General features: G+C 70.4%; 6 protein-coding genes. All 6 read right to left on the reverse strand.

What is annotated here, in order from left to right:
• Positions 1-8 precede the first annotated feature (8 nt).
• Positions 9-2,612, reverse strand: coding sequence for a RelA/SpoT family protein (locus tag AC08OO_RS11770; RefSeq protein WP_476618508.1), 2,604 nt, complete (start codon positions 2,610-2,612; stop codon positions 9-11).
• A gap of 82 nt (positions 2,613-2,694) precedes the next feature.
• Positions 2,695-3,261 (reverse strand): adenine phosphoribosyltransferase, encoded by a 567-nt coding sequence (locus AC08OO_RS11775; protein WP_476606159.1) that lies wholly within the window; start codon positions 3,259-3,261, stop codon positions 2,695-2,697.
• Between the two features lie 124 nt (positions 3,262-3,385).
• The gene (gene secF / locus AC08OO_RS11780; protein WP_476609996.1) at positions 3,386-4,582 is read right to left on the reverse strand and encodes a protein translocase subunit SecF; all 1,197 of its coding nucleotides are present in this window, start codon (positions 4,580-4,582) and stop codon (positions 3,386-3,388) included.
• 1 nt (position 4,583) lies between these two features.
• Positions 4,584-6,422: a protein translocase subunit SecD gene (secD, locus tag AC08OO_RS11785; protein ID WP_476609995.1), complete on the reverse strand. Its 1,839-nt coding sequence runs from the start codon at positions 6,420-6,422 to the stop codon at positions 4,584-4,586.
• Between the two features lie 147 nt (positions 6,423-6,569).
• A complete protein-coding gene (yajC, locus tag AC08OO_RS11790) occupies positions 6,570-7,037 on the reverse strand; it encodes a preprotein translocase subunit YajC (RefSeq protein WP_476606161.1) in 468 nt (155 codons plus the stop codon).
• 185 nt (positions 7,038-7,222) lie between these two features.
• Complete coding sequence (gene ruvB / locus AC08OO_RS11795; protein WP_476610009.1) at positions 7,223-8,269, reverse strand: Holliday junction branch migration DNA helicase RuvB; 1,047 nt, start codon at positions 8,267-8,269, stop codon at positions 7,223-7,225.
• Between the last annotated feature and the right edge of the window lie 37 nt (positions 8,270-8,306).

Here is an 8,306-nt window from a genome sequence, read left to right on the forward strand (position 1 = left end):
TCGACCCGTTAGACCTGTACGCCCGAGGTAACGCGGAAACAGCCGTATACGCCCTCGATGGCACGCACCGCACTCAGGATGTGCCCGAGATGCTTGGCGTCTCCCATCTCGAACGTGAAGCGGCTGACCGCCACCTGATCCCGCGTGGTGGCCACCGACGCCGACAGGATGTTCACGTGCCGGTCGGACAGTACCCGGGTGACATCCGAAAGTAGTTTGGTACGGTCCATCGCCTCGACCTGGATCACGACGAGGAACACCGAGCCCGACGACGGCGCCCACTCGACCTGGATCATGCGGTCGTGCGGCCCGCCGCGCAGCCCCGACAGGTTGGAGCAGTCCGTCCGGTGGACCGACACGCCCTTGCCCCGGGTGACGAAACCGGCGATCTCGTCGCCGGGCATGGGGGTGCAGCAGCGGGCGAGCTTCGTCCACACGTCGGGAGCACCGGTGACGAGCACCCCCGCCTCCCCGGTCGAGCGACGCAGCGTGCGGATCGGCAGCTCGGTCTCACCCGCGTCCTCCTCGGCCCCCTCCGGACCGCCGAGGGCCACGAGCAGCCGCGAGACCACCAACTGGGCGCTGACGTGGTTCTCCCCCACGGCCGCGTAGAGGGCGGCCACGTCGGCGTAGCGCAGGTCCTTGGCCAGGTTCAACAGCGCGTCCCCGCTCATCAGGCGGGACAGCGGCAGGCCGTGGCGGCGCATCGCGCGGCCGATCGCGTCGCGGCCGGCGACGATCGCGTCCTCCCGGCGCCCACGAGCGTGCCACTGGCGGATCTTCGTCCTGGCCCGCGACGAACGGACGAACATCAACCAGTCCTCGCTCGGGCCGGCCGAATGGGCCCGCGAGGTGAAGATCTCGACCGCGTCGCCGTTGTCCAGCGGGGTGTCCAGGGCCGCGAGACGGCCGTTGATCCGGGCCCCGACGCACTGGTGGCCGATGTCGGTGTGCACCGCGTAAGCGAAGTCCACCGAGGTCGACCCGGCAGGCAGCGGGATGACGTCGCCCTTGGGGGTGAAGACGAAAACCTCGTCGGTCTCGGCGGCGAACCGCAGGCTGTCGAGGAACTCTCCCGGGTCCGCGGTCTCCCGCTGCCAGTCGAGCACCTGACGCAGCCAGGTCATGAGGTCCGCATCGGGTCCGCCCTTGCGCCGACCGGCCCGCCCGCCCTCCGGGGTCCCCGCCGAGGGCCGGGCCGCAACCCCGTCCTCCTTGTACTTCCAGTGCGCGGCAATGCCGTACTCGGCCCGGTTGTGCATCGCGTGCGTGCGGATCTGCAGCTCGACCGGTTTGCCCTCGGGACCGATGACCGTCGTGTGCAACGACTGGTACATGTTGAACTTGGGCATCGCGATGTAGTCCTTGAACCGGCCGGGAATCGGCTTCCAGGTCGCGTGCACGGTACCCAGCGTGGCATAGCAGTCCCGGACCGAGTCGACCAGGACGCGGATGCCGACCAGATCGTAGATGTCGTCGAAGGAACGGCCGCGCACCACCATCTTCTGGTAGATCGAGTAATAGTGCTTCGGCCGCCCGGAGACGACCGCCTTGATCCGCGCGTCCCGCAGGCCGACCTGCACCTGCCCGATCACCTCGGCCAGATAGACGTCCCGGCTCGGGGCCCGGTCAGCGACCAGCCGGACGATCTCGTCGTACCGTTTCGGATACAACGCGGCGAACGAGAGGTCCTCCAGCTCCCACTTCAACGAGTTCATGCCGAGCCGGTGGGCGAGCGGGGCGTAGACCTCGAGCGTCTCCCGAGCCTTGCGTTCCTGCTTGTGCTCGGGCAGAAAGCGCAGGGTACGCATGTTGTGCAGGCGGTCGGCGAGCTTGACCACCAGCGCGCGTGGGTCGCGGGCCATCGCGACGACCATCCGGCGGATGGTCTCCGCCTGGGCCGCCTCGCCGACCTTGACCCGGTTGAGCTTGCTGACCGCGTCGACGATGAGCGCGATATGGTCACCGAAGGTGTCCCGGATTGCATCGACGGTAAGCGTCGTCTCCTCGAGGGTGTCGTGCAGCAACGCTGCGGACAGCGTCGCGGTGTCCATCCCCAGATCGGCGAGGATGCTCGCGACCGCGATCGGATGAGTGATGTACGGGTGGCCGGAGAAGCGCACCTGGCCGGCGTGCGCGGCGTCGGCGACCTCGAACGCCTGCTGCACCTGGGCGATGTCGGCGCGCGGGTGGTTCGCGAGCAGCCCACGCAGCACCGGGTCGAGAGCCGAGGGAGGCGTCGCCCGGTGCGTCGCAAGGCGGGAGAGCCGACCGCGCACCCGACGCGGCAGCGGCGGCGACTCGTGCCCCAACCGGGGGACGACCGGGGAACCGTCCTCGGGACGCCGTCCCATGCCGACCGCGGTGACCAGCTCGGACCCCCCCGGGGATCCAGCCGGTGGCTCCTGCCCGCGGACGTCGCCACCATCCGCAGCCGGCGGCTGTGCCGGCCCGTGGGCTGCCGGCCCGTGGGCTGCCGGCCCGTGGGCTGCCGACTCACGCGCCACCGATCCGGCGGTGGCCCGCGCGGCATCGCCCACCGGCCGGGGCTCCCGGAAGGGAGTGACGGCGGGCGGCGAAACTCCGGTGGTCACCGGCGCTGCCTCGGGCACGGACCGCTCCTGCGTAAGGACTAGACACCGAGCCTAACGCCGCACTGGTCAGAAGCCTTCCGCGGACCTCGCCCGGGCGAGGTCAAATCGTCAGAAGGGAGACGACATCGAGCGGCGCGACCCGATCACGGCCCGGTAGGAAGGACAGCTCCATGAGGACCGCCAGCCCCACGACCTCCCCGCCGCCAGCCGCGAGCAGGCTGTGTGCGGCGGCCGCGGTGCCACCGGTGGCCAACACGTCGTCAACGAGCAGGACCCGGTCGCCGTCGTGCACCGCGTCAGCGTGGATCTCGATCGTGGCGGCGCCGTACTCCAGGTCGTAGGAGGCGCTTCGGGTCGGCCCCGGCAGCTTGCCCTGCTTGCGGATCGGCACGAGGCCGGTGCCCAGCCGGTCCGCGACCGGCGCGGCTAGCAGGAAGCCCCGCGCCTCGATGCCGGCGATCGTGGTGGCCCCCAGCTCCCGGGCCGCGTCCGCCAGCGCACCGATGACCACCCCGAAGGCGGTCGGCGTCGCGAGCAGCGGGGTGATGTCCTTGAACACGACCCCTGGCTGCGGCCAGTCGGGAATGTCGCGGATGTGGCCACGTAGGACCTCGGCGACCGCGTCGTGCGCGGCGGACCGCTGCGGTGCGTCGTCGATGCTCGTCATCGTGCCGCTTCTCCCACCTTCAGGGTCGTCTGGACTTCAGGGTCGCCCGGACATTAAGATCGTCCGGAGATCCGCCGCCACCCGATCGGAGCCCCGCCCAGATCCGCGCGGCCGGCGACCTGGCTCACCGGCGTTTCTTACCGCTCGGCCGTCCGCGCCGGCCGGGTTTGCGCCCCGCGGCGCGCCGGGCGGGGGGCGCGCCCGACGGTCGTCGGGCGGCACCGCCCAGGTTCGCCCCGGCCGGAACCGGTTCACGCGCACCGGAGACGGGAGCGTCCTCACCCCAGCCGGCCGGATCGACCGCCGCGTCGGCGGGAACAGCCGTGCCCGGCACACCCGCGGCGGCCCGGACCCGCCTGGCGCGCTCACGGGCGACCCGCGCATCCAGCGCCCGCACGGCGGGGTCGCCGCGCTTGAGGTCGACGAGCAGCGGCGTGGCAAAGAACAGGGAGGAGTATGTACCGGAGGCGATACCGACGAACTGGGCGAGCGCGAGGTCCTTCAGCGTGCCGGCACCGAGCAGACCGGCGCCGACGAAGAGGAGGGATGCGACCGGGATGAGGGCGATGAGGGAGGTGTTCAGCGAACGCACCAACGTCTCGTTGAGCGCGTCGTTCGTCGCCTCCGCGTAGGTCCGCCGCGTCGACGTGCCCATGCCCGCGGTGTTCTCCCGCACCCGGTCGAACACCACCACCGTGTCGTACAGGGAGAATCCGAGGATCGTCAGCACGGCGATGACCGTCGACGGCGTCACCTCGAAACCTACCAGCGAGTAGACACCCATGGTGACGACGAGGTCGTGAACGAGAGCGGCCATCGCCGCGAGCGCCATCCTCCACTCGAACCGTACCGAGAGGTAGATCACAACGAGCACGAGGAAGACGGCCAGGCCCTGGAGGGCCTTGTTCGTGATCGTCGATCCCCAGGACGAGCCGACGGTCGACACGGCGATGTCGCGGTCCGGGTTCGACACCGAGAAGCGCTTGGCCAACGCGCCGGTCAGCTCACGGGTCTGGGCGTCGGAGAGGGTCGGCGTCTGGATCCGGAACTGGTGGGAGGTCTCCAGTTGCTGGACCACACTGTCCGCCGGATCGAGCCCGATGCCGGACAGCGTGTCCTCGACCTGCGCGACGGTACCGCCACCGCTGGGTAGCTGGAAGACCGCGCCACCGGAGAACTCGATACCGAAGGTGAAGCCACGGAAGATCATGCTGATGATGCAGACGGCGACCACGACGCCGGAGACAGCGTACCAGGCCTTGCGCCGGCCGACGAAGTCGACGTTGAAGTCGCTGCGGTAGATCCGCCCGACCAGTGCCATCTCAGCTCTCCCGCCTCTGCCCGGCCGGCGCCGGCCGCTTGGCCAGTCGCGCCCGGGTGGAAGCGGCCTGCGCCACGCCACCGCCACGCCCGCCGAGGGTCTTCGGACTCAGGCCCGAGTACCGGCTGACCGAGAACAGTCTGCGCCGCACCAGCAACGTCACCAACGGCCGGGTGAAGATAAACATGATCACGACATCGCTCAACGTCGACAGCCCGAGCGTAAAGGCGAAGCCGCGCACCGAGCCGATCGACAGGATGTAGAGGACCGCGGCGGCCAGGAAGGAAACCGTGTCCGCGGAGAGCATCGTGCGCCGCGCGGCGGGCCAGGCACGATCCGTGGCCGCCCGGACCGTGCGACCGGCCCGAACCTCGTCTTTGATCCGTTCGAAGTAGACCACGAACGAGTCCGCCGTGACACCGATCGACACGATCAGGCCGGCGATGCCGGCCAGGGTCAGCGTGAACCCGATCGCCACGCCGAGCAGCACCACCGAGGCGTAGATCAGCAGACCGCTGACGGCGAGGGAGATGATCACGACCATGCCCAGCGCCCGGTAGTACAGGAAGGAGTAGGCGATGACGAGAACGAGTCCGATGGCGCCGGCGAGCAGTCCGCCGTGCAGCGAGTCACGACCGAGGGTCGGCGAGATGGACTCGGCCTGGGAGCGCTCGAAGGCCAGGGGAAGGGCACCGTAGCGCAGCACGTTGGCGAGGTCCTCGGCGTCGGACTGGCTGAAGCCGCCGGAGATCTGGGCCGATCCGGGGATACGCTCGTTGGTCTGCGGCGCGGACTGCACCACCCCGTCGAGCACGATCGCAACCTGCTTGCCGATCGTGCTCTCGGTCAGCTTGGTGAACTTGTTCTGGCCCGGACCAGTGAACTCGACGTTCACGACCCACTGCCCGGTGGTGATGCCCGTGGTCCCGCCGCCGCCCTGCAGGCCCGCGGAGGCGGTCTTCACATCCGTCCCGACCACCGTGGCCGGCTTGAGCAGGTACTTCGTCGTCCCGGTCCGGTCACAGGCGGCGGTCCAGTCCTGCGGGCGGTCGGTGCTGACCGAGGCTTTGCGGACGTCGGCCGCTGCGCACGTCAGCGACTCGTAGCGAGCGAACACGTCAGCAGGCGGGCTGTCCCCGGTCGACCCGGTCGCCGCCGGCGCGGGGGCGGGGGCCGGGGCCGGAGAAGCCGAGGCCACCGGAGAAGCCGAGGCCACCGGAGAAGCCGAGGCCGCGCCCACCGCGGGTGTGCCCGCGGCGGCCAGCGACACCGGCTGGGCGATCAGGCCGCGGCCCGTGCCGTCACCGAGTGCGGCCGGTTTGCTCGACGCGGCGGGTGCCGGGGATGACGGCGCGATGCTCGGCGTGCTCTGGCCGGCCGTCGGGGCCGGCTGGCCCGTCGCACCCGGCGTGGATGCGGAGGCCGCACCAGTGGGGGTGGGCACCGGGGTGGCCTGGCCGGACGTGACGACCTCACGGAAACGCAGTTCAGCGGTCTGCCCGACCAGATCCACGACGTCGTTGCGGCCGCGGCCGGGCACCGAGATCTCGATCTGGTTGCCGGTACGATGAACCTCGGACTCGGCGACGCCCAAGCCGTCAACGCGCTGCCGGATGATGTCGACGGCCTGGTTGACGGCACCACTGTCGACGTTGTTTCCCTGCGTGGCACGAGGCGTGAGGATGACGCTCGTCCCGCCCTGCAGGTCGAGCCCGAGCCGGGGCTTCCAGTTTCCGGTAGCGGCCATGAGGCCGTAGAGGACGACGATCAGACCGCCGAGGATCCCCAGCCGGGTCCAGACGGAGATCCCCCTGGGTACCCGTGCCGAGCCGCGTGCCACCTGCGAGTCCCTTCCTCACGCGCCGGTGTGCCGGCGCTCGTTCGTCTCGCCGCTGCCCGGACCGGCGGTGCCCAAAGTATCCGAACGAATGTCACCGAGGGTGCGTTCCGCTCCCCGAACGGTAGTGCTCGGCCAGGTGACCGGCGATCACAGCTCCTTGCCGGGCGGGTGTGTCGTTTCACCGCCCGTGCCACCGTCCCCACCGGGGAGGCCACCGCCGGGATGCGACGCCTCGGCGCCACCGGGGCCGTCGGAACCGTCGTCGTGCGACCGCGGTTCCCCGGAGGACTCCCCGCCGTCCCCGGCTCCGTCGGGCGTACTGATCACCCGAGCGACCGCGCTGCGCGAGAAGCGGCAGACGACATCGGGCGCAACCTCCAGCAGGAGGTCGCCGTCCTCCATCTCGACGACCGTGGCGTAGAGACCAGCGGTGGTCATCACCAGGGTACCGGGAACGATCCGCGATATCTGCTGCTGTTGCGCCCTGGCGCGGCGCCGCTGCATCGAGAAGAAGTAGACGATCACCAGGATGAGGATCAGCGGGAACAGAAGCCCGCTGATCGAACTGCCCCCGTCCTTGCCGGCCGCCACCGAAGCTGCCACGAGTACGTGCACGTCCTGCCCTCCTGATGTGTTGCGGCGATCGTACGTATCGATCGGATGCCTGTGGTGGGCAGGGCGGTTGTGCCCGGCACTCAGGACCTCCTCCGGCCGGAATGGCCGATGCTACGGGGACGACTCACCCCGGACGGACTAATCACCTTCAGTGACTACTCCCCGGCCGACCGACCCTCTCACAGTCATTCTCCCTCGGTGAACAGCGAGACCTGGGTACGACCGAGCGGATCGGTGACGGGGTCCAGACCGAGGTGCTCGAAGGCGGCGGGGGTGGCCATCCGGCCCCGGGCGGTACGGATCAGCAGGCCGGCACGCAGCAGGAACGGCTCGGCCACGTCCTCCACCGTCTCCGGTTCCTCCCCGACCGACACGGCGAGCGTGGTGAGCCCGACCGGACCGCCGCCGAACCGGGTGACCAGCGCCTCCAGCACGGCCCGGTCGAGACGGTCCAGTCCGAGCCCGTCGACGTCGTAGATCCGCAGCGCCGCCTGGGCGATCTCGCGGGTGACCACTCCGTCGGCCCGCACCTCCGCGTAGTCGCGCACCCGGCGCAGCAACCGGTTGGCGATGCGGGGCGTACCACGCGACCGGCCAGCGACCTCGGCGGCTCCCTCGGCGGTGAGGGTGACCCCCAGCAGGCCGGCCGAGCGAGTCAGCACCCGGGCGAGCTCGCCGGCGTCGTAGAAGTCCAGATGGGCGGTGAACCCGAACCGATCCCGCAGCGGGCCGGTCAGCAGGCCCGACCGGGTGGTAGCCCCGACCAGCGTGAATGGCGACACGTCGAGGGGGATCGCGGTCGCGCCCGGGCCCTTGCCCAGGATGACGTCAACCCGGAAGTCCTCCATCGCGGCGTAGAGCAGTTCCTCGGCTGGCCGGGCGATCCGGTGAATCTCGTCGAGGAACAGGACCTCTCCCGGGGAGAGGGCAGTGAGGATCGCGACGAGATCCCCGGCGCGTTCGATCGCCGGCCCACTGGTCATCCGCAACGGAACCTCGAGCTCCTGCGCCATGATCATCGCGAGGCTGGTCTTGCCCAGACCGGGCGGGCCCGACAGCAGGACGTGGTCCGGCGGGCGACCACGCGCCCGCGCCCCCTCAAGCATGATTGTGAGCTGCTCGCGCACCTTACGCTGGCCGACGAACTCGGCCAGGGTGCGCGGACGCAGCCCGGCCTCGAAGGCGCGCTCCTCGGGACTCGCCGCGGCGGACACCAGGCCGTCGTCACTCATGTCCCACCTCCGCGTACCCCCGCTCCCGACGTACCCC

It is taken from the genome of Frankia sp. CeCAU1, assembly GCF_977971845.1.